This window comes from Mesorhizobium sp. M8A.F.Ca.ET.208.01.1.1, from assembly GCF_004791315.1.
In the GTDB taxonomy this organism is placed as follows: Bacteria; Pseudomonadota; Alphaproteobacteria; order Rhizobiales; family Rhizobiaceae; genus Mesorhizobium.
Window position 1 is genome coordinate 1 of record NZ_SRUT01000007.1, and the last position, 18,949, is coordinate 18,949.

Genomic DNA, 18,949 nt, shown 5'->3' on the forward strand with positions numbered 1-18,949 from the left:
GGCTCATCCACGGTTGTAGCCGCAGGGGTGTCGGGCGACTTCGCCAAGCCTCGAATCGGATGCCGTCCGGTTCGAGGCTCAGTCGCTTCCATCGCACAAAGTCAGATCCGTGCAGATACAAGGGGTGTTCCAGCTTGGCGCCAACTTACCCCTCACCCGGATTGCCAACCGATTTGTGAAGGACAAATCCGGGCAATCCGACCTCTCCACAAGGGGAGAGCTGCGGCCGCGTTTGCTACTCCACGATGCGATAGATGTTCCACAAGCTGGTGCCCGACACGACATAGGGCTCCATCTCCTTCCCCCATTTGGCGTGCGCGTCGATCTTGCCGATCTTGGCGAAGAATTCTTCCAGCTTGGCCAGGCTTTCGACCTCGTGATGCGACTCGACCGTCGCCTCGCGCGCGCCGATCGATCCGGTCATGATCTGGAATTTCAGGTCGGCGAGGCCGACCTGCGAACCGATCTCGCGTTCCCATTTCCTGAGCAATTCGAGCACGGTCTGCTTGTGTCCGAACTTGGCGTCGATCTGCCATCTGGCGCTGAACATGTTGGTTCTCCTCCGAGATTGCGGTTGAGCCCGCGGTTGATCTACTCGTCCCAGGCCTGCACGACGGTCTGCCGTGCGATCTGCCCGTTCTTCAGCTCCAGCATCGCCGCGGCGAACACTTTCGTGCCGTCCGGATAGGCGCAGGCCTGGGTGAAGGCGAGGCTGTCGCCGTTGGCGATGGTGGTGTCGACCTTGTGGGTCATTGCCCGGCTGCAGATATCGTCCCAGAACGTCGTGATCGCCGCTCGCCCGCGGATTTCGCGTGGCTTGCTCGGCGGGTTGTTGCGGTCGATCACCCGCACCAGCGCATCGTCGGCATAGAAGCTCGACAGCATCTTTCCGTCACGGCCTTCGATCGCCTTTTTTATCGCCGCGCCGTCCACCGTCTGGGTCTTGGTCAGCATTTCATCCTCCATATGCCCATCTACACGATCGGGCGGTTGATGCTTTGAGGTGCGGCCCGGCGCTCATCGCCGGGCGGGGGCTTCACTGCGACTTGGCCTTCACGGCCGCGAATACGTCGTCGGTCTGCTTCTTGAAGGTCGCGAGATCGACCTGGTTGCCGTTGAGGATTGTAGACCAATGGCGAACGATTGCCGCCATCGCGATCGTCTCCTTGATCTCCTCGTCGCTGGCGCCGTTGAGCTTGGCGGCTTCGGTGTGGAAATAGATGCAATACTGGCACGGGATCTGCGACGCGACCGCGAGCCCCATCAACTCCTTGGTCTTGCCGTCGAGCGCGGTCTTGGGGTTGAGCTGGACGCCCTTGATCTCGGCCCAGGCGCCGGCGATGGCGACGTCGGGCAGTGTCTTGAACATATCCGGCACCGAGCCGAGCGTTGCCTGGATGTCCTTGTAGGCGGCGGTCGCCGATGCATCCTCGGCTTTTGCTGGAGAGAGCGTTGACAGCGCGCCAATGCCTGCCGCGATCACAAGTAATCTGAGATTCAGCTTTGACTTGGGCATTTCATCCTCCGTTCGCAGCGCCTTCCGGGTGATATCCGCGTGGCCTGCATGGGGAGATTGATAGCGCTTACATCGGTATGGCCGCTTCGCCCGAAAGCGCCATGGCACTCATGGCCCGTCCGGGCCAGCGTGCCTGATGGAAAATGCCGCCGCCGCCGCTCGCGATGGCAGGTCGAGCTTGAGCAGTATGTTGGCGACGTGGCGCTTGACCGTGTGTTCGCTCAGCCTGAGTTCAGCGGCGATCGCCGCATTGCTCTTGCCATCGGCGATCAAACTCACGACTTCGCTCTCGCGTGTGGTCAGGCAAGCCGGTTCGGTCGCCCTGGTCTTCGGCCGGCAGGCCGGCTCCAGGTGCTGTTCGGACATCGCAAGTACGAGCGCCAGCGGCTCCTCCAACTCGTCGATGTCGACACGCCCGCGATCGACGAAATGAAGTCCCGAGCCGACTGCCAGATCGGCGACCAGCTTCGACGCCAATATCTCGCCGCGCCCTGCGTGAGCGGCGAGCTGTATCGTCACGCGGCCCGTCAATCCTGCTGGGGCCCCACGCGATTCGATCTCGCCGACATGCGCCCCTTGCGTGCTTGCCACCCCGATTTGCTGCGCCGCGTCGCGTAACGCCGCCGCGCAGCGTAAGGCACGCCCCGGGCCGTCGAAGCGCGAAATCATCATTTCGCCGTGCATGTCCGCGCAGCGCCCGCCATGGCGCGCCACAAGTGTCCGCCATGTTTCGTGGAAATGCTCGCTGCGTTCGCTCCACATCCTGTCGCCAAGCCGCGCCGTGTCGTAGATGCGTGTCACCAGAAGCGCCGCCAGGACGCGTTCGGCTTCCGCCACGGCGCGCTCGCCGGTCAGGAATTCTTCGATCAGGTCGGCCACCCGGTCGACATCGCCGGTCCAGATCGGATGGTCGCGCCCTGGAATCTCGACCAGCCGCGCATTCGGGATTTTCCTGGCCAGGAAGCGGCTGGCGTCGGGATCGACCCGCGCATCGTTGCGGCGATGGATCAGCAGCGTCGGCGCGCTGATCGCCGCCAGCACACCACGTACGTCGATTTCCGCGTTCATTCGCGCCAGTGCCGCCGCTGCCGTCGGGCTCGCCGACAGCCGCTCGAAACGGGCCCACCACTGAGTAAAATGCGCGTCGTCGACCCGGCCCGGCGCGAAATTCGGCAAGGTGGCACCGGTGCCCCATGCCGTCTCTGCCGTAACGATGAAGGCGTTGAGGCGATCCGGCGGCATCACCCATTTGTGGAAATGCGCATAGCCGCCATAGAGCGCCAGGGCCCGCGTCCGCTCCGGATAGGTGGCGGCGAACAGCATCGCCAGCGGCGCTCCCTCGGAGGCGCCGAGCAGTGCGGCACGGCCGCTGCCGACCGCGTCCATCACCGCGCGCACATCATCCATGCGACTTTCGAGGCTGGGCAGGTGATGGACATCGACGCGGTCCGAGAGACCCGTACCGCGCTTGTCGAACAGGATCAGCCGTGAGAAGGCCGAAAGCCGCCGCAAGAGTCTGGTATAACCCTCGTCTTCCCAATGCAGGTCGAGATTGGAAATGAAGCCGGGGACGAAGACGAGGTCAAACGACCCCTGCCCGACCACCTGGTAGGCGATCCGCACCTCGCCGCTAAGGGCGTAACGGGTCTCGATCGGCCTCACGAGGTTGTCCGCCCGGCCTGACGATTTCTGATCGCCAACCATAGCAGAGCCGCGCCGGGTGCGGCAGCCTAAACTTTAGCGACGCGGAGTATAAGCGGCGCGGCTCGGCGGCTATTTTTGCGAGGCTGCGACGTCGGCCGGGAAGGCCTTGAGGCCGAGCTTGATATCGGCCTCTGCCGGGGTGATCGGCCGCTTGATCCTGGCCGAGGCGACCACAACCAGTTCGTCGAACCCCTCACCGCCGCTGTCCAGCATCTCGAAGAACTGGCGCCGCATCCTCGGTTCCCAGAACTTGTTGATGTGCTCGGCGACGCCGGCAATGCCTTCCTCGCGTGGCCTGGAGTGGAAAAAAGCGGCGATCTGGTTGGCCATGCGCACCAGCTTTTCTCTGGTGCTCATGATGTGGTCTTCGTCATGCGACATGCTGGGCAACTCCGGAGATCACCCGGTCAGGGTGGGTAAAAACATCGAAATCGTCGCCGCGCACCAACGCCACCAGCGTCATGCCGGCTTCCTGCGCCGTGCGGATGGCAAGTGCGGTGGGCGCGGAAACGGCGATGATGAAGGCAGAACCGATCGCCGCCGTCTTCTGCACCATCTCGACCGAAACACGGCTGGTCACCACGACAGCGCCCGATGCGCCATCGATATTGGCCTTGGCCAGCGCGCCCGCCAGCTTGTCCAGCGCATTGTGGCGACCGACATCCTCGCGCGCCATGACGACGCCCTTGCCGGGCACGTAGAAACCGGCGGCGTGCACAGCCCCCGTCTCGGTATGCAGTGGCTGCACCTTCGACAACAGCTTGACCGAACGGGTGATGTCTTCGGCCTCAAGCGTAAGCCTTGACGCACCGACCGCATCGACCGAGCGCATTGCTTCCTCGATGGATTCGATGCCGCAGAGCCCGCACCCGACCGGTCCGGCAAGCCGCCGCCGCCGCGCCTCGAAACGCGTATTGGCCTGGTCCTTCAACCGGATCTGGATGTCGATGCCGGCGCCGTGATCTTCCACTTCGATGGCTTCGATCTCTTCTGGCTCGGCGATAATGCCTTCGGTCAGCGAAAAGCCGAGCGCGAAATCCTCGAAATCGGCAGGGCTCGCCATCATTACCGCATGCGTGGTGCCGGCAAAGGAGAACGCCACCGGCGTCTCCTCAGGCACCATGCGGTTGGCCGCGGCCGTGCCGCTGGCGCGATGCGCCAGCCGCGAAATTTGCGTTGTCGCTTTGCGGCGCGCGGCCAAGACTACTCCGCCGCCTGCAGCGGAGTGATGCGGCGGCTCTGCTTGGCCTGTTCGTCATAGTCGCGCTGCCATTCAGACGGGCCGTTGGACGCGCCGACCTGCACCGCCGTCACCTTGTACTCCGGGCAGTTGGTCGCCCAGTCGGAAAAGTCGGTCGTGATGACGTTGGCCTGTGTGTCGGGATGGTGGAAGGTGGTGTAGACCACGCCCGGCGACACCCGGTCGGTGATCAGCGCGCGCAGCGTCGTCTCGCCCGAACGGCTGGTCAGCCGCACCCAGTCGCCATCGCGCAGGCCACGATTTTCTGCGTCGTGCGGATGGATTTCCAGCCGATCCTCGGAGTGCCACATCACGTTTTCGGTGCGCCGTGTCTGCGCGCCGACATTGTACTGGCTGAGGATACGGCCGGTGGTCAGCAGCAGCGGGAAGCGCGGTCCGGTTCTTTCGTCCGTCGCCACATATTCGGTCCGGATGAACTTGCCCTTGCCGCGCACGAAGCCATCGACATGCATGATCGGCGTGCCGAGCGGCGCCTTGTCATTGCAGGGCCATTGCACGGAGCCGACGCGGTCGAGCAGGTCGAAGGAGACATTGGCGAAGCTTGGCGTCGTCTTGGCGATCTCGTCCATGATTTCGGCCGGATGCGTATAGTTCCAGTCGAGACCGATGGCGCGGGCGAGCTCCTGCGTCGCCTCCCAATCGGCGTAGCGCGCCTTCGGCTCCAGCACCTTGCGCACCATGTTGATGCGGCGCTCGGCATTGGTGAAGGTGCCGTCCTTCTCGAGGAAGGTCGAGCCGGGCAGGAAGACGTGCGCGTAGTTCGCCGTCTCGTTGAGGAAGAGGTCGTGCACGACCACGCATTCCATGGCGGCAAGGCCGGCGGCGACATGCTTGGTGTCGGGATCGGACTGCAAAATGTCCTCGCCCTGGATGTAAATGCCCTTGAAGGAGCCGTCGACGGCGGCATCCAGCATGTTGGGGATGCGCAGGCCGGGTTCGTCGTCCAGCTTCACGCCCCACAGGCTCTCATAGATGTCGCGCACCGCGTCGCCCGAAATGTGCCGGTAGCCCGGCAGCTCATGCGGGAACGAGCCCATGTCGCACGAGCCCTGCACGTTGTTCTGGCCGCGCAGCGGGTTCACGCCGACGCCCGGGCGGCCGATATTGCCGGTGGCCATTGCGAGGTTGGCGATCGCCATCACCGTGGTCGAGCCCTGGCTGTGCTCGGTGACGCCGAGGCCGTAATAGATCGCGCCATTGCCGCCCTTGGCGTAGAGGCGCGCGGCGCCGCGGATCAGCTCGGGATCGACGCCGGACAGCTTGCCCACGGTTTCGGGGCTGTTTTCCGGCAGGGCGACGAAGGATGCCCAGTCCTGGAATTCCGTCCAGTCGCAGCGCTCGCGGATGAAGGCTTCGTCGAAAAGGCCCTCGGTGACGATGACATGCGCCAGCGACGTCAGCACGGCGACATTGGTGCCGGGCTTCAGCGGCAAATGGTAGTCGGCTTCGACATGCGCCGACTTGACCATCTCGGTGCGGCGCGGATCGAGCACGATCAGCTTGGCGCCCTGGCGCAGCCGCTTCTTCAGCCGCGAGGCGAACACCGGATGCGCGGAAGCCGGATTGGCGCCGATGATGACGGCGACGTCAGTGAATTCGACGGAATCGAAGTCCTGCGTACCGGCCGAGGTGCCGTAGGTCTGGCCGAGGCCGTAACCGGTCGGCGAATGGCAGACGCGCGCGCAGGTGTCGACATTGTTGTTGCGGAAGCCCTGCCGCACCAGTTTCTGGACGAGATAGGTCTCCTCATTCGTGCAGCGCGAGGAGGTGATGCCGCCGATCGCGGTGCGGCCGTACTGGTACTGGATGCGGCGGAATTCCTTGGCCGTATGGGCGATCGCCTCTTCCCAGCTCACTTCGCGCCAGGGATCGCTGACCTTTTCGCGAATCATCGGCGACAGGATGCGGTCCTTGTGCGTGGCGTAGCCATAGGCGAAGCGGCCCTTGACGCAGGAATGGCCGTGGTTTGCCATCCCTTCCTTGTAGGGCATCATGCGGATGACCTCGTCGCCCTTCACTTCGGCCTTGAACGAGCAGCCGACGCCGCAATAGGCGCAGGTGGTGACGGCGGAGCGCTCAGGCAGGCCCTTTTCGAGCACGGTCTTCTCGCGCAGCGCATCGGTCGGGCAGGCCTGCACGCAGGCGCCGCAGGACACGCATTCGGAAGCGATGAAGTCTTCATGCATGCCGGCGACCATGCGCGACTCGAAACCGCGGCCCTCGATGGTCAGCGCGAAAGTGCCCTGCACCTCTTCGCAGGCGCGCACGCAACGCGAACAGACGATGCATTGCGCCGGATCATAGGTGAAATAAGGGTTGGATTCGTCGCGGGCGATGTAGTCGACCGCCAGTGAGCCATGGCCCGGCGCGACGCCATTTTCTTCCTTGACGTGGTTGCGGCCCTCGACGCCGTAGCGGTTTTCGGTCAGGCCGACGGACTTCGCCACCACATCGAACTCGCTGGCGCCGGTTCCGGCCTTCTCGTTCCAGCCGGTAGGATGGTCGGAGACATAGAGTTCCATGACGCCGCGGCGGATGGCGTCGAGCCTGTCCGACTGCGTACGCACCACCATGCCTTCGCCGACCGGCGTCGTGCAGGAAGCCGGCGTGCCGCCGCGTCCTTCGATCTCGACGAGGCAGACGCGGCAGGAACCGAAGGAGTCCAGCATGTCGGTGGCGCAGAGTTTCGGGATTTCGACCCCGCCCTCCATCGCCGCGCGCATGATCGACGTGCCTTCCGGCACGCTGATGCTGCGGCCATCGACGGTCAGCGTGACCTGTTTCTCAGCCTTCGATTGCGGCGTTCCGTAATCGAGTTCTTCGATGAGCGTCGGGAAGTCGGCCTTGATGTTCATCTGCCAGCTCCTATTCAGCAGCCACGCGCGCCGGCGCGGGCTTGAAATCCTCGGGGAAATGCGTGATCGAGCTCATCACCGGGTAGGGGGTGAGGCCGCCCAGCGCGCAGAGTGACCCGAACTTCATCGTGTTGCAGAGGTCGGTGACCAGAGCGAGGTTCTTCTCCGGCTCGATGCCGGCGGCGAGCCTGTCGATGGTTTCCACGCCTCGCGTCGAGCCGATGCGGCAAGGCGTGCACTTGCCGCAGCTTTCGATGGCGCAGAATTCCATGGCGAAGCGTGCCTGCTTCAGCATGTCGGCGGTATCGTCGAAAATCGTGATACCGGCGTGGCCGATCAGTCCATCGCGCTTGGCGAATTCTTCGTAGTCGAACGGCGTGTCGAACAGCGCGCGCGGGAAGTAGGCGCCGAGCGGGCCGCCAACCTGCACCGCCTTGACCGGACGTCCGGTGGACGTGCCGCCGCCGATATCGTCGACGATCTCGCCCAGTGTCAGGCCGAAAGCGGTTTCGAACAGGCCGCCTTGCTTGACGTTGCCGGCGATCTGGATCGGGATCGTGCCGCGCGAGCGGCCCATGCCGAAATCCTTGTAGAAGGCGGCGCCCTTGTCCATGATGATAGGTACGGAAGCCAGCGAGATGACGTTGTTGATCACCGTCGGCTTGCCGAACAAGCCTTGGATCGCGGGCAGCGGCGGCTTGGCACGCACCACGCCGCGCTTGCCCTCCAGGCTGTTGAGCAACGAGGTTTCCTCGCCGCAGACATAGGCGCCGGCGCCGACGCGGATTTCCATGTCGAAGGCATTGGGCGAACCCAGCACATTGACGCCGAGCACGCCGTGCTTGCGGGCAATCTCGACGGCCTTGTTCATTGTTGCCACCGCATGCGGATATTCCGAGCGGATGTAGACAAAACCCTTTGTCGCGCCGGTGGCGATGCCGGCAATCGCCATGCCTTCGATCAGCACGAAGGGGTCGCCCTCCATGATCATGCGGTCGGCGAAGGTGGCGCTGTCGCCCTCATCGGCGTTGCAGACGATGTATTTGCGCTCCGATGTCGTATCGAGCACCGTCTTCCACTTGATACCGGTCGGGAAGCCGGCGCCGCCACGACCGCGCAGTCCGGAGTCGGTCACTTGGCTGACGATGTCGGCGGGCGCCATGGCCACCGCATTCTGCAGGCCTTTCAGTCCGCCGAGCGATTTGTAGGCATCGAGCGACAGCGGGTCGTTAATGCCGCAGCGCGCGAAGGTCAGCCGTGTCTGCTTGGCGAGGAACGGGATCTTGTCCGGGGCGCCGAGCCAGCGCTTGTGATGCCCGCCCTTGAGGAAGCCGCTGTCGAACAGGCTCTTCACGTCGGACGGCTTCACCGGCCCATAGGCGACACGGCCATTGGCTGTCGCCACTTCGACCATCGGTTCGAGGAAATAGGCGCCGCGCGAGCCGTTGCGCACGATCTTGGCCTCGATGCCGCGCTCGGCGAGTTCGTTTGCGATCGCCTTGGCGACCTTTTCCGCGCCCAGCGCCAGCGCGCCGGAATCGCCGGGAATGTAGATGCGGGGGGTCATGAGCGCACCTCGGCTACGATCTCGTCGATCTTTTCGTCATCGAGCCGTCCGATCACCTCGCCGTCCAGCATCGCCGACGGCGAACAGGCGCACAGCCCGAGACAATAGACGGGCTCGAGCGTAACCGATCCGTCACGCGTGGTCTCGTGGAAATCGATACCGAGCAACTGCTTGATCCTGGCTGCGACCGCGTCCGAACCCATCGACTGGCAGGCTTCCGCCTGGCAGAGCTTGAGCACGTGCCGGCCGGCCGGACGGGCGCGGAAGTCGTGATAGAAGGTGACGACACCATGCACCTCGGCCCTGGACAGGTTCAGCCCATCGGCGATCACGGGCACGGCGTCGTGCGGTACGTGGCCGAACTCTTCCTGAATGCCGTGGAGGATCGGCAGCAACGGACCCTCGAGGTCCTTCAACTCCTGGATAATCGCCGCAGTGCGTGACGCGATCTCGGTACTTGCAGGCTGCATCGTCATGCAGCGCCCTCCCTGGTCGATAGCTTTTAGCGCTAAGTCTTTACAAAATCAGAGGAAACCCGCGAAATCAATAAAGCGGTTTCGTTGCTCGATAGAAAAGTTCTATCGATGGGCTTCAGCTAGCATTGTCTAGCCTAGCGGTGCGCCCGGAAATCGTCTGCCAGCGCCATCGCCTCGTCCAGCAGCGCCTGCACCAGCGGCGTGTGCGGCTCACGCGGTGCGGCGACCAGCCCGACCGTGTGGCTGGCATCGGGCTCGACGATCGGAATGGCCCGGATCGGTTCGGAAAAACCGAATGTTTCCGCAAGGTTGAGCGGCATGATCGATGACCATTTGCCGGTTCGGATGTGCGAAAACAGCACGATCATCGAATTCGATTCCAGCGTCGGCCGCACCTGCACGCCGGCCTCGGCCAGGTGCTGGTCGATGATGCGGCGGTTCTGCATGTCCGGCGTCAACAGGCAAAGCGGCAGCTGGCTGATCTCGGCCCATGTCACTTTGTCGCGGTCGGAATAGGGATTGCCGATTGCGGTGATCAATTGGTAGCGCTCGTCATAGAGCGGCACGCTGGTCACCCGTCCCAGCGGTTCGTTGTCGAGATAGGTGATGCCGGCATCGACATCGAAATTGCCGAGCAGCGAAAGCACTTCGATCGAGGTCCGCGACAGCACCGAAAAGGTGACACCTGGGTGCTTGTCTCGAAAGGGCGTCGTCAATCTGGCCACCATGGCCAATGCTGTCGGGATGGCGGCAATACGGATGCGGCCGGAAAGACCGTGGCGCGCCGCCCGCATTTCCTCGCGCATGGTCCTGGAGTCGCCGACGATGCGGCGCGCCCACACCAGCACCTGCTTGCCCTCCGGCGTCAGGCCCTGAAAGCGCGAGCCGCGCAGCACGAGCATGACGCCGAGCTGGCCTTCCAGTTGCTTGATGCCGGCCGACAGCGTCGGCTGGGTGACGCCGCACACTTCCGCGGCCCGGCCGAAATGCTCTTCCCTGGCCAGCGCGATGAAGAATTCCAGCTTGTCGATCATTGGCGAAGGCTATCCGGCGCGGCGGCACCGCGCCAGATGGTGCCGTGCTCAATCATCCAGGCATGTCGCCCAAAAGTGACTTCGGTTTTGGGGCAGCGACATGCATAGGAAAGCTCTCGCGCCGCGCTGCCCGATCCCGAGATTTACCGGTCCACGAGATTGAGGATATTGCCGTCCGGATCCTTGAACCATGCGACTTTCATGCCGCCGCCGACATGGAGGTCACCCTCCATCGTCAGGCCGGGCATGTCGTAATGCTCGAAGGCGACACCCTTCGACCTGAGGGCGTTGACGACATCGGCGATTTTGTCGCCGACCCTCCAGGTCACCGCAGTCGCCTTGTTGGTCCCCGCGAATTCGGAACGATAGACATTGATGGTGGTGTCGCCGCTTTTGTACACGATCAATTCGCCGCCCTCATCGTGCACCTGTTTCAGGCCGAGCGTCCCCTCATAGAAAGCCTTTGCCTTGGCAAGGTCCCTGACCGCGAGATTGGCTGTTGCGTTGCTGTTTTCAAGCATGATCGTCTCCTTTCCTGGTTGTTCCCTCGTCATTGAACTGCGTCGAACGTGCCATTTCTGAAGTAGGGCCGCCCAGCCGCTTGACGAGCGTCAAGGACATGCGCCCTTGCTGCAAGTTGTGCCTTCAAACGGCGCCGATCCACATCTTTCAGCCGGTTTACTGTTTCCTGCGGCCGCGTGCGACGCTATGTGGATGCAACTGGTGCGCAGGGAGGGACGAACATGCTGGGCTGGTTCCGCAAGCTGTTGCCGCGCGAGGATCGCTTCTTCGACCTGTTCGAACAGCATTCCCGTACCGTGGTCGCCGGCGCCGAGGCACTCCAGTTGCTTCTCCAGGGCAAGGATATCGACCGCAGGTGCCAGGAGATCATCGATCTCGAAAACGAGGCGGACGACATAACCGCGCAGGTGCTGCTTGCGGTGAGGCGGTCTTTCATCACGCCTTTCGACCGCGGCGACATCAAGGATCTGATCCAATCGATGGATGACGCCATCGACACGATGCACAAGACCGTCAAGACGGTGCGGCTGTTCGAAAAGCGCGAATTCGATCCGCTGATGCAGGAAATGGGCGGCGTCATCGTCGACACCGCCAAGCTGGTCGCGGAGGCGATCCCGCTGCTCGCCAAGGTCGGCGCCAACAGCACACGCCTCAATGAACTCGCCGAGGAGGTCATGCGTGCCGAGGGCCGGGCAGACGACCTGCATGAGCAGGGTTTGAAGGATTTGTTCAAGCGCCACAATGGCGGTGATGCGATGGCCTATCTGATCGGCTCGGAAATCTATGGCCAGCTCGAGAAGGTGGTCGACCGTTTCGAGGACGTCGCCAACGAGATCAGCGGCATCGTCATCGAGAACGTCTAGCGATGGAAGCGACCATCGCCTTTCCCCTGCTCGTCGGCCTCGTCGCCGTGGCGCTGTTCTTCGATTTTCTCAATGGCCTGCACGACGCGGCCAACTCCATCGCCACCATCGTCTCCACGCGGGTGCTGCGGCCGCATTATGCGGTGCTGTGGGCGGCCTTCTTCAATTTCATCGCTTTCCTGTTCTTCGGCCTTCATGTCGCCGAGACCGTCGGCAAGGGCATCGTCGACGTCAGTGTCGTCACCCCGGCGGTGATCTTCTCGGCGCTGGTCGGCGCTATTGTCTGGAACATCATCACCTGGATCGCCGGTATTCCGTCGAGCAGCTCGCACGCGCTGATCGGCGGGCTGGTTGGGGCCGGGGTCGCAAAGGCGGGCTTCGGCGCCATCGTCTGGTCGGGCCTGGGCAAGACGGTCGCCGCGATCGTGCTGTCGCCGGCAACCGGTTTCGTCCTGGCGCTTCTCCTGGTCCTGGTGGTTTCATGGCTGTTCGTGCGACAGACGCCATTCGCTGTCGACAGCACGTTTCGCGTCCTGCAGTTCTTTTCGGCCTCGCTCTATTCGCTCGGCCATGGCGGCAACGACGCCCAGAAAACCATGGGCATCATCGCCGTGCTGCTCTATTCGCAAGGCATGCTCGGCACCTCGTTCTATGTACCGCTGTGGGTCGTCCTCACCTGCCAGTCGGCGCTGGCGCTGGGCACGCTTTTGGGCGGCTGGCGCATCGTCCACACAATGGGCTCGAAGATCACGCGCCTCAATCCGATGCAGGGTTTCTGCGCCGAGACCGGCGGCGCGATCACCCTGTTCGCAGCCACCTGGCTCGGCGTCCCGGTCTCGACCACGCACACGATCACCGGTGCCATCATCGGTGTCGGCGCGGCTCGGCGTATCTCGGCCGTCCGCTGGGGCATCGCCGGCAACATCGTTGTCGCCTGGGTCGTCACCTTGCCGGCGACGGCGGCGATTTCCGCTCTCACCTACCTGGCGCTCAGCCTGGCCCGGTGATGTCGCGGCGTGGCGCTTGGAGCCGTCTGCGTTCTGCACTATGTGAGCTGCAGCCGAACGCCAGGGAATAACCGCCATGTCCATTACCAAGGAAATCGTCACCGAGCGCCTGAAGACGGTGAACGGGCCGGATTTCACCGGCAACATCGTCGACCTCGGCATGGTTTCCGAGATTTTCATTGCCGATTCGAAAGTGTTCTTCTCGATCACCGTTCCCGCCGCGCGCGCCCCGGAGATGGAGCCGTTGCGCGCCGCCGCCGAGCGGGTGGTGAAGGCCATTCCCGGCGTTGCCGGCGCGGTCGTCGCGCTGACGGCTGAAAAGAAAGGCGGCGGCATGGAGGCGCCGGTTCCATCGCGCCCAGCACCCAGGCCGGCACCGCCCGCCGCCGCACCGCGCGCGGCTCCGCATGCTCCTGCTTCGCAGAGCCACGGCAAGCGCGGTGTGCCCGGCATCGAGGCGATCATCGCGGTCGCCTCCGGCAAGGGTGGCGTCGGCAAGTCGACCACGGCCGTCAATCTGGCGCTCGGTCTTGCCGCCAATGGCTTGCGGGTCGGCGTGCTCGATGCCGACATCTATGGGCCTTCGATGCCCAGGCTGCTCAACATCCATGGCCGGCCGCAGACGGTCGACGGCAAGATTCTGAAGCCCATGGAGAACTATGGCCTCAAGGTGATGTCGATGGGTTTCCTTGTCGATGAGGAGACGCCGATGATCTGGCGCGGGCCGATGGTGATGTCGGCGCTGACGCAGATGCTGCGCGAGGTCGAATGGGGGCGGCTCGACGTGCTCGTCGTCGACATGCCGCCCGGCACCGGCGACGCCCAGCTCACCATGGCCCAGCAGGTGCCGCTGGCCGGCGCCGTCATCGTCTCGACGCCGCAGGACCTGGCGCTGATCGATGCCCGCAAGGGTCTCAATATGTTCAAAAAAGTCGATGTGCCGCTGCTCGGGATCGTCGAGAACATGAGCTACTTCCTCGCCCCGGATACCGGCAAGCGCTACGATATTTTCGGCCATGGCGGCGCACGCCGCGAGGCAGAGAGGCTGGGCGTCACCTTCCTCGGCGAGGTGCCGCTGGAAATGGGAATTCGCGAGAGCTCGGACGCCGGCACGCCGGTGGTTGTCTCCAAGCCCGAGGGCGCCGAGGCGAAAATCTATCGCGATATCGCTTCCAAGGTCTGGGACAGGGTCAACGAGGAACGCGGCGCGGCGGAAGCGGCTGTGCCGAGCATCGTGTTTGAGTGACCCTCAAGGGGAGGGATCAGCCGCCGACTTTCTCGCCGAATGCCGAAAAGAACTGTCCGGCCAGTTTCTTCGAGGTCGATTCGATCAGCCGGCTGCCGAGTTGCGCGATCTTGCCGCCGACTTCCGCCTTGGCCGCATATTTGAGGACCGTCGCGTCCGGCCCGTCGGCGGTCAGGGTGACATCGGCACCGCCCTTGGCGAAGCCGGCAATGCCGCCCTTGCCTTCGCCCTGGATGGTGTAGGCATGCGGGGGCTTGAGATTCTTCAGCGTCACTTCGCCGTTGAAGGTCGCCTTGATCGGCCCGATCTTCAGCACCACCGTCGCCGCCATCTCGGTCGCCGATTTCATTTCCAGGCTCTGGCAGCCCGGAATGGCGTCCTTCAGGACGGCCGGGTCATTCAGCGCTTCCCACACTTTCTGCACGGGTGCGGCGATACGTTCCTCGCCTTCGATCACCAAAGCCATCAAAACCTCCCCGATCGCCGATGTCGGATTGGTCGTAGCGCGCGGCTCGATAGCTGTCTATCGCACCAAAGTCCGGATTCAGATCACGCGTGCCCCTTGCCTGCATCCGCGCGTTGTCATATCGATTTGTCATACAAATACGGAGACCATGATGGCTGGCGCCCCTACGAAAAAGAAAAAGTTCCGCTCGCAGGAGTGGTTCGACAATCCCGACAATCCGGGAATGACGGCGCTTTATCTCGAGCGCTACCTGAATTACGGGCTGACACGCGCCGAGCTGATGTCGGGCAAGCCGCTGATCGGCATCGCCCAGACGGGCTCTGATCTTTCGCCTTGCAACCGGCACCACATCGAGCTCGCCAAGCGCGTGCGCGAAGGCATCGTCTCGATGGGCGGCATTCCTTTCGAATTCCCCTGTCACCCGATCCAGGAGACCGGCAAGCGGCCGACTGCCGCCCTTGACCGCAACCTCGCCTATCTCAGCCTTGTCGAAGTGCTCTATGGCTATCCGCTGGACGGCGTCGTGCTGACCATCGGCTGCGACAAGACCACGCCTGCCTTGCTGATGGCGGCGGCCACCGTCAACATCCCGGCCATTGCGCTGTCGGTCGGCCCGATGCTCAATGGCTGGCACAAGGGCAAGCGCACCGGCTCGGGCACCATCGTCTGGGAATCGCGCCAGCGCCTGTCGGCCGGCGAGATCGACTATGACGAGTTCATGGACATCGTTGCCTCTTCGGCGCCGTCCACGGGCTACTGCAACACGATGGGCACCGCCACCACGATGAATTCGCTGGCCGAGGCGCTCGGCATGCAACTGCCCGGTTCGGCCGCCATCCCGGCGCCGTACCGCGAGCGCGGCCAGATCGCCTATGAGACCGGGAAGCGCATCGTCGACATGGTGCACGAGGACCTGAAACCGTCCGACATCATGACCCGCGCGGCCTTCGAAAACGCCATCGTCGTCAATTCGGCGATCGGCGGTTCCACCAACGCGCCGATCCATCTCAACGCGATCGCCCGCCATCTCGGCGTGCCGCTCGACAATGACGACTGGCAGAAGGTCGGTCTCAAGGTGCCGCTCATCGTCAACCTGCAGCCGTCGGGTGAATATCTCGGCGAAGATTATCACCATGCCGGTGGCGTGCCTGCCGTGGTGGCCGAGCTGATGAAGGCCGGAATGCTGCCGCACCCCGATGCCCTGACCGTCAACGGCAAGTCGATCGGCGACAACTGCAAGGGGGTCGCCAACGAGAACACCGATGTCATCCGCACCGTGGCCGAGCCGCTGAAGGCCGATGCCGGCTTCATCAACTTCAAGGGCAATCTGTTCGATTCGGCGATCATGAAGATGAGCGGCATCTCGCCCGAATTCCGCGAGCGCTATCTATCGAACCCGAACGACCCGGAAGCCTTCGAAGGCAACGCCATGGTCTTCGATGGGCCGGAGGATTACCACGCCCGCATCGACGATCCGGCGCAAGGCATAGACGAGCACACCATCCTGTTCATGCGCGGCGCTGGCCCGGTCGGCTATCCCGGCGGCGCCGAGGTCGTCAACATGCAGCCGCCGGCCTACCTCATCAAGAAGGGTATCCACGCGCTGGCCTGCATCGGCGACGGCCGCCAGTCCGGCACGTCGGGCTCGCCGTCGATCCTGAATGCCTCGCCGGAAGCCGCGGTCGGCGGCGGTCTGGCGTTGCTCAAGTCCGGCGACCGCGTCCGCATCGATCTGAGGAAAGGCACCGCGAACATCCTCGTCAGCGACGACGAGATCACGCGGCGGCGCGCCGAGCTGCAGAAAGATGGCGGCTACCATTATCCCCAGCACCAGACGCCATGGCAGGAGATCCAGCGCGGCATGGTCGACCAGTTCTCGGCCGGCATGGTGCTGAAGCCGGCTGTGAAATACCAGGATGTCGCCCATACCATGGGCGTGCCTCGCGACAATCACTGATTATTCCCGGGAATAGTCATCGATTATTCCTGGCTGGTCACGGATGATGGATGGACGAGGACCGGCGGCCTGATCGATCAGGCCGCCGCTCTGACGGCGTAGCCGCGGATGCTGCGTCCTTGACAAGACCGCGCAACAATTCCAACATCCATCGCAAGGGGTGCACCGCGACCACCCCGTGAGGCGTCAGCCCAATGTTCGCGTCCAAGCTTCTCTTTTCAGGAGGTGGACGCCATGCCGTCAACAACCGAAATTACCGTACAGCAACTATCCCGTCTGGTTGGTTTGCCCGGCGCGCCTGTAATCGTCGATGTCCGCCTCGATGAGGACTACGATGCCGACCCGCGCCCGCTGCCGGCCTCGCACCGGCGCAACTTCAAGACCGTCTCGACCTGGGCAGCCGACCTTGCCGGCAGCCAGGTGGCCGTGGTCTGCCAGAAGGGGCAAAAGCTCTCGCAAGGCGTGGCCGCCTGGCTGCGGCACCAGGGCGTTGCCGCCGAATCCCTCGAAGGCGGTTTCGAGGCCTGGCGTGATGCCGGCGGCCTACTGGTCCACGCCGCCAAGATCCCGTTCCGCGATGAAAAAGGCCGCACCGTCTGGGTGACGCGGGCTCGCCCCAAGGTCGATCGCATCGCTTGCCCCTGGCTGATCCGGCGCTTCGTCGATCCGCATGCGGTCTTCCTCTTTGTCGAGGCGGCCGAAGTGCCTGCTGTCGCGGACCGCTTTCAGGCCGTGCCCTTCGACATCGACAATGTGTTCTGGAGCCATCGCGGCGAACGCTGCACCTTCGACACGATGATCGAGGAGTTCGGGCTGGAATCCCAGGCACTCGATCGCCTTGCCACGATCGTGCGCGCGGCCGACACCGCCAGGCTCGATCTCGTTCCCCAAGCCGCCGGATTCCTTGCCGCCTCGCTTGGCCTGTCACGCATGTTCCGCGACGATCTGGAACAGCTGGAGGCGGGGATGCTTCTCTATGACGCGTTCTTCCGCTGGTGCCGCGACGCCACCGAGGAGACGCACAACTGGCCGAGCGGGGCGAAGCCGACATGAGCAGCCTCATGTCCCCGAAAAATGCCGACATCGTCGAGGCACCGGCGGTCCCGAGCTTCCGTGAAGCCACGAAACTCTGGGCGAAGATCGGATTGCTGAGCTTCGGCGGGCCGGCGGGGCAGATCGCGCTCATGCACAAGGAATTGGTCGAGGATCGGCGCTGGATCGGCGAGCAGCGTTTCCTGCACGCCTTGAACTACTGCATGCTGCTGCCCGGTCCCGAGGCCCAGCAACTCGCCATCTACATCGGCTGGCTGCTGCACAGGACGGCCGGCGGTCTCGTCGCCGGCATCCTGTTCGTGGTGCCGGGCGCACTCGTCATGCTCACCTTGAGCATCCTCTATGCGCTCTACGGCGATGTCCCGCTGGTCGAGTCTCTGTTCTTCGGGGTCAAGGCCGCCGTGCTCGCGGTGGTGGTCGAGGCGGTGATCCGCATCGGCCGCCGCGCCTTGAAGAACCGGGTGATGGTGGCGATCGCGCTTTGCGCTTTTCTCGGCATTTATGTGCTCAGCATTCCGTTCCCGCTCATTGTCCTGATTGCGGGATTGGTGGGATGGGCGGGAAACCGCGTCGCGCCAGCCCTGTTTTCCGGTGCGGCGCACGGCAAGAACGATGCTCCCGACATCAAGGGCGCGGTCGACTTGATGTTCGAGCGCGGCGAACTGGCCCATGCCAGCCCGACAAGATGGCATGCGCCGCGCATCATCGCGATCTGGCTGCCGATCTGGCTCGGGCCCGTTCTGTTGCTCTGGGCGCTCACCGGTGCAGGCAGCGTATGGACGCAGATCGGCGGCTTCTTCAGCCTGATGGCGGTCGTCACCTTCGGCGGCGCCTACGCGGTTCTTGCCTATGTCGCACAGGCGGCCGTCGAATCCTTCGGCTGGCTGGCGCCCGGCGAGATGGTCGACGGCCTCGGGCTTGCCGAGACCACGCCGGGGCCGCTCATTCTGGTGTTGCAGTTTGTCGGCTTCATCGCAGCCTTTCGCCACTCCGGCTCGCTGGGCCCGTTGCTTGGCGGATCGCTTGGAGCGCTGCTGACCTTATGGGTTACGTTCACGCCCTGCTTCTTCTGGATATTCCTCGGCGCGCCCTATATCGAGGCCCTGCGCGGCAACAAGGCTCTGTCGGCTGCGCTCGGCGCCATCACCGCCGCCGTGGTCGGCGTCATCCTGAACCTGGCTCTATGGTTTGCCTTGCACGTTATCTTCCACGACGTGCGCAAACTGGGCCTCGGCATGAACGTGCCGGTGCCGTCGTCGATCGACTGGCGCGCCGCACTGCTGTCCTGCGCCGCCATGATCGCCATCCTCAGGCTGAAGGTCGGCATGCTGCTGACACTTGCCGGGTCGGCCCTGGCCGGTGTCTTGCTGCTGGCGGTGAGCGGATAGACGCCGGCCACTGCCTTTGTATTCCGCCGGCCAA

At 63.8% G+C, this 18,949-nt stretch carries 18 protein-coding genes; 6 read left to right on the forward strand and 12 right to left on the reverse strand.

The window, feature by feature from the left end:
• Positions 1-235 precede the first annotated feature (235 nt).
• The 11 genes from EN851_RS25805 to EN851_RS25855 all read right to left on the reverse strand — a co-directional run bounded on the left by EN851_RS25805 (position 236) and on the right by EN851_RS25855 (position 10,934).
• A complete protein-coding gene (locus tag EN851_RS25805; RefSeq protein WP_127281015.1) occupies positions 236-550 on the reverse strand; it encodes a hypothetical protein in 315 nt (104 codons plus the stop codon).
• A 41-nt stretch (positions 551-591) separates the two neighbouring features.
• Complete coding sequence (locus EN851_RS25810; RefSeq protein ID WP_135862229.1) at positions 592-954, reverse strand: nuclear transport factor 2 family protein; 363 nt, start codon at positions 952-954, stop codon at positions 592-594.
• 82 nt (positions 955-1,036) lie between these two features.
• Positions 1,037-1,516, reverse strand: coding sequence for a carboxymuconolactone decarboxylase family protein (locus tag EN851_RS25815; protein WP_127281017.1), 480 nt, complete (start codon positions 1,514-1,516; stop codon positions 1,037-1,039).
• Positions 1,517-1,624: 108 nt separating this feature from the next.
• The gene (locus EN851_RS25820) at positions 1,625-3,178 is read right to left on the reverse strand and encodes an alpha/beta fold hydrolase (RefSeq protein WP_135930276.1); all 1,554 of its coding nucleotides are present in this window, start codon (positions 3,176-3,178) and stop codon (positions 1,625-1,627) included.
• 111 nt (positions 3,179-3,289) lie between these two features.
• A complete protein-coding gene (locus EN851_RS25825; RefSeq protein WP_127276430.1) occupies positions 3,290-3,601 on the reverse strand; it encodes a formate dehydrogenase subunit delta in 312 nt (103 codons plus the stop codon).
• On the reverse strand, positions 3,591-4,421 hold the full coding sequence (gene fdhD, locus EN851_RS25830) for a formate dehydrogenase accessory sulfurtransferase FdhD (RefSeq protein WP_127276428.1): 831 nt from the start codon (positions 4,419-4,421) through the stop codon (positions 3,591-3,593). Before fdhD ends, EN851_RS25825 begins: the two co-directional genes overlap by 11 nt.
• 2 nt (positions 4,422-4,423) lie before the next feature.
• Positions 4,424-7,336, reverse strand: a complete 2,913-nt coding sequence (fdhF, locus tag EN851_RS25835; protein ID WP_127276427.1) for a formate dehydrogenase subunit alpha — start codon at positions 7,334-7,336, stop codon at positions 4,424-4,426.
• Between the two features lie 10 nt (positions 7,337-7,346).
• Positions 7,347-8,903 (reverse strand): NADH-quinone oxidoreductase subunit NuoF, encoded by a 1,557-nt coding sequence (locus EN851_RS25840; protein WP_135930277.1) that lies wholly within the window; start codon positions 8,901-8,903, stop codon positions 7,347-7,349.
• The gene (locus EN851_RS25845; RefSeq protein WP_127276423.1) at positions 8,900-9,379 is read right to left on the reverse strand and encodes a formate dehydrogenase subunit gamma; all 480 of its coding nucleotides are present in this window, start codon (positions 9,377-9,379) and stop codon (positions 8,900-8,902) included. Before EN851_RS25845 ends, EN851_RS25840 begins: the two co-directional genes overlap by 4 nt.
• Before the next feature lie 134 nt (positions 9,380-9,513).
• Entirely contained in the window at positions 9,514-10,413 is a 900-nt protein-coding gene (locus tag EN851_RS25850) for a LysR family transcriptional regulator (RefSeq protein WP_127276421.1), read from the reverse strand.
• Between the two features lie 143 nt (positions 10,414-10,556).
• Positions 10,557-10,934: a VOC family protein gene (locus EN851_RS25855; protein WP_127276419.1), complete on the reverse strand. Its 378-nt coding sequence runs from the start codon at positions 10,932-10,934 to the stop codon at positions 10,557-10,559.
• 222 nt (positions 10,935-11,156) lie between these two features.
• Between EN851_RS25855 and EN851_RS25860 the strand changes: the two genes are divergently transcribed.
• The 3 genes from EN851_RS25860 (at position 11,157) to EN851_RS25870 (ending at position 14,051) form a co-directional block, all read left to right on the forward strand.
• On the forward strand, positions 11,157-11,798 hold the full coding sequence (locus EN851_RS25860; protein WP_127870680.1) for a DUF47 domain-containing protein: 642 nt from the start codon (positions 11,157-11,159) through the stop codon (positions 11,796-11,798).
• 2 nt (positions 11,799-11,800) lie between these two features.
• Complete coding sequence (locus tag EN851_RS25865) at positions 11,801-12,805, forward strand: inorganic phosphate transporter (RefSeq protein ID WP_127276415.1); 1,005 nt, start codon at positions 11,801-11,803, stop codon at positions 12,803-12,805.
• A gap of 76 nt (positions 12,806-12,881) precedes the next feature.
• Positions 12,882-14,051: an Mrp/NBP35 family ATP-binding protein gene (locus EN851_RS25870; RefSeq protein WP_127276413.1), complete on the forward strand. Its 1,170-nt coding sequence runs from the start codon at positions 12,882-12,884 to the stop codon at positions 14,049-14,051.
• Between the two features lie 16 nt (positions 14,052-14,067).
• On the opposite strand, the gene EN851_RS25875 is transcribed toward EN851_RS25870, so the two are convergent.
• Entirely contained in the window at positions 14,068-14,517 is a 450-nt protein-coding gene (locus EN851_RS25875; RefSeq protein ID WP_127276411.1) for a carbon monoxide dehydrogenase subunit G, read from the reverse strand.
• Between the two features lie 151 nt (positions 14,518-14,668).
• On the opposite strand from EN851_RS25875, the gene EN851_RS25880 reads away from it, so the two are divergent.
• The 3 genes from EN851_RS25880 (at position 14,669) to chrA (ending at position 18,915) form a co-directional block, all read left to right on the forward strand.
• Positions 14,669-16,474 (forward strand): IlvD/Edd family dehydratase, encoded by a 1,806-nt coding sequence (locus tag EN851_RS25880; RefSeq protein ID WP_127276409.1) that lies wholly within the window; start codon positions 14,669-14,671, stop codon positions 16,472-16,474.
• A gap of 234 nt (positions 16,475-16,708) precedes the next feature.
• A complete protein-coding gene (locus EN851_RS25885) occupies positions 16,709-17,527 on the forward strand; it encodes a sulfurtransferase/chromate resistance protein (protein WP_127276407.1) in 819 nt (272 codons plus the stop codon).
• Positions 17,524-18,915 (forward strand): chromate efflux transporter, encoded by a 1,392-nt coding sequence (chrA, locus tag EN851_RS25890; RefSeq protein WP_135930278.1) that lies wholly within the window; start codon positions 17,524-17,526, stop codon positions 18,913-18,915. Before EN851_RS25885 ends, chrA begins: the two co-directional genes overlap by 4 nt.
• Positions 18,916-18,949: the final 34 nt, after the last annotated feature.

Coding starts and splice junctions, on each gene's coding strand:
- EN851_RS25885 (WP_127276407.1), top strand. CDS start 16,709: ATGCCGTCAACAACCGAAATTACCGTACAGCAACTATCCCGTCTGGTT.
- EN851_RS25865 (WP_127276415.1), top strand. CDS start 11,801: ATGGAAGCGACCATCGCCTTTCCCCTGCTCGTCGGCCTCGTCGCCGTG.
- EN851_RS25880 (WP_127276409.1), top strand. CDS start 14,669: ATGGCTGGCGCCCCTACGAAAAAGAAAAAGTTCCGCTCGCAGGAGTGG.
- EN851_RS25860 (WP_127870680.1), top strand. CDS start 11,157: ATGCTGGGCTGGTTCCGCAAGCTGTTGCCGCGCGAGGATCGCTTCTTC.
- EN851_RS25815 (WP_127281017.1), bottom strand. CDS start 1,516: ATGCCCAAGTCAAAGCTGAATCTCAGATTACTTGTGATCGCGGCAGGC.
- fdhF (WP_127276427.1), bottom strand. CDS start 7,336: ATGAACATCAAGGCCGACTTCCCGACGCTCATCGAAGAACTCGATTAC.
- EN851_RS25875 (WP_127276411.1), bottom strand. CDS start 14,517: ATGGCTTTGGTGATCGAAGGCGAGGAACGTATCGCCGCACCCGTGCAG.
- EN851_RS25810 (WP_135862229.1), bottom strand. CDS start 954: ATGCTGACCAAGACCCAGACGGTGGACGGCGCGGCGATAAAAAAGGCG.
- chrA (WP_135930278.1), top strand. CDS start 17,524: ATGAGCAGCCTCATGTCCCCGAAAAATGCCGACATCGTCGAGGCACCG.
- EN851_RS25845 (WP_127276423.1), bottom strand. CDS start 9,379: ATGACGATGCAGCCTGCAAGTACCGAGATCGCGTCACGCACTGCGGCG.
- EN851_RS25840 (WP_135930277.1), bottom strand. CDS start 8,903: ATGACCCCCCGCATCTACATTCCCGGCGATTCCGGCGCGCTGGCGCTG.
- EN851_RS25870 (WP_127276413.1), top strand. CDS start 12,882: ATGTCCATTACCAAGGAAATCGTCACCGAGCGCCTGAAGACGGTGAAC.
- EN851_RS25850 (WP_127276421.1), bottom strand. CDS start 10,413: ATGATCGACAAGCTGGAATTCTTCATCGCGCTGGCCAGGGAAGAGCAT.
- EN851_RS25855 (WP_127276419.1), bottom strand. CDS start 10,934: ATGCTTGAAAACAGCAACGCAACAGCCAATCTCGCGGTCAGGGACCTT.
- EN851_RS25805 (WP_127281015.1), bottom strand. CDS start 550: ATGTTCAGCGCCAGATGGCAGATCGACGCCAAGTTCGGACACAAGCAG.
- EN851_RS25825 (WP_127276430.1), bottom strand. CDS start 3,601: ATGTCGCATGACGAAGACCACATCATGAGCACCAGAGAAAAGCTGGTG.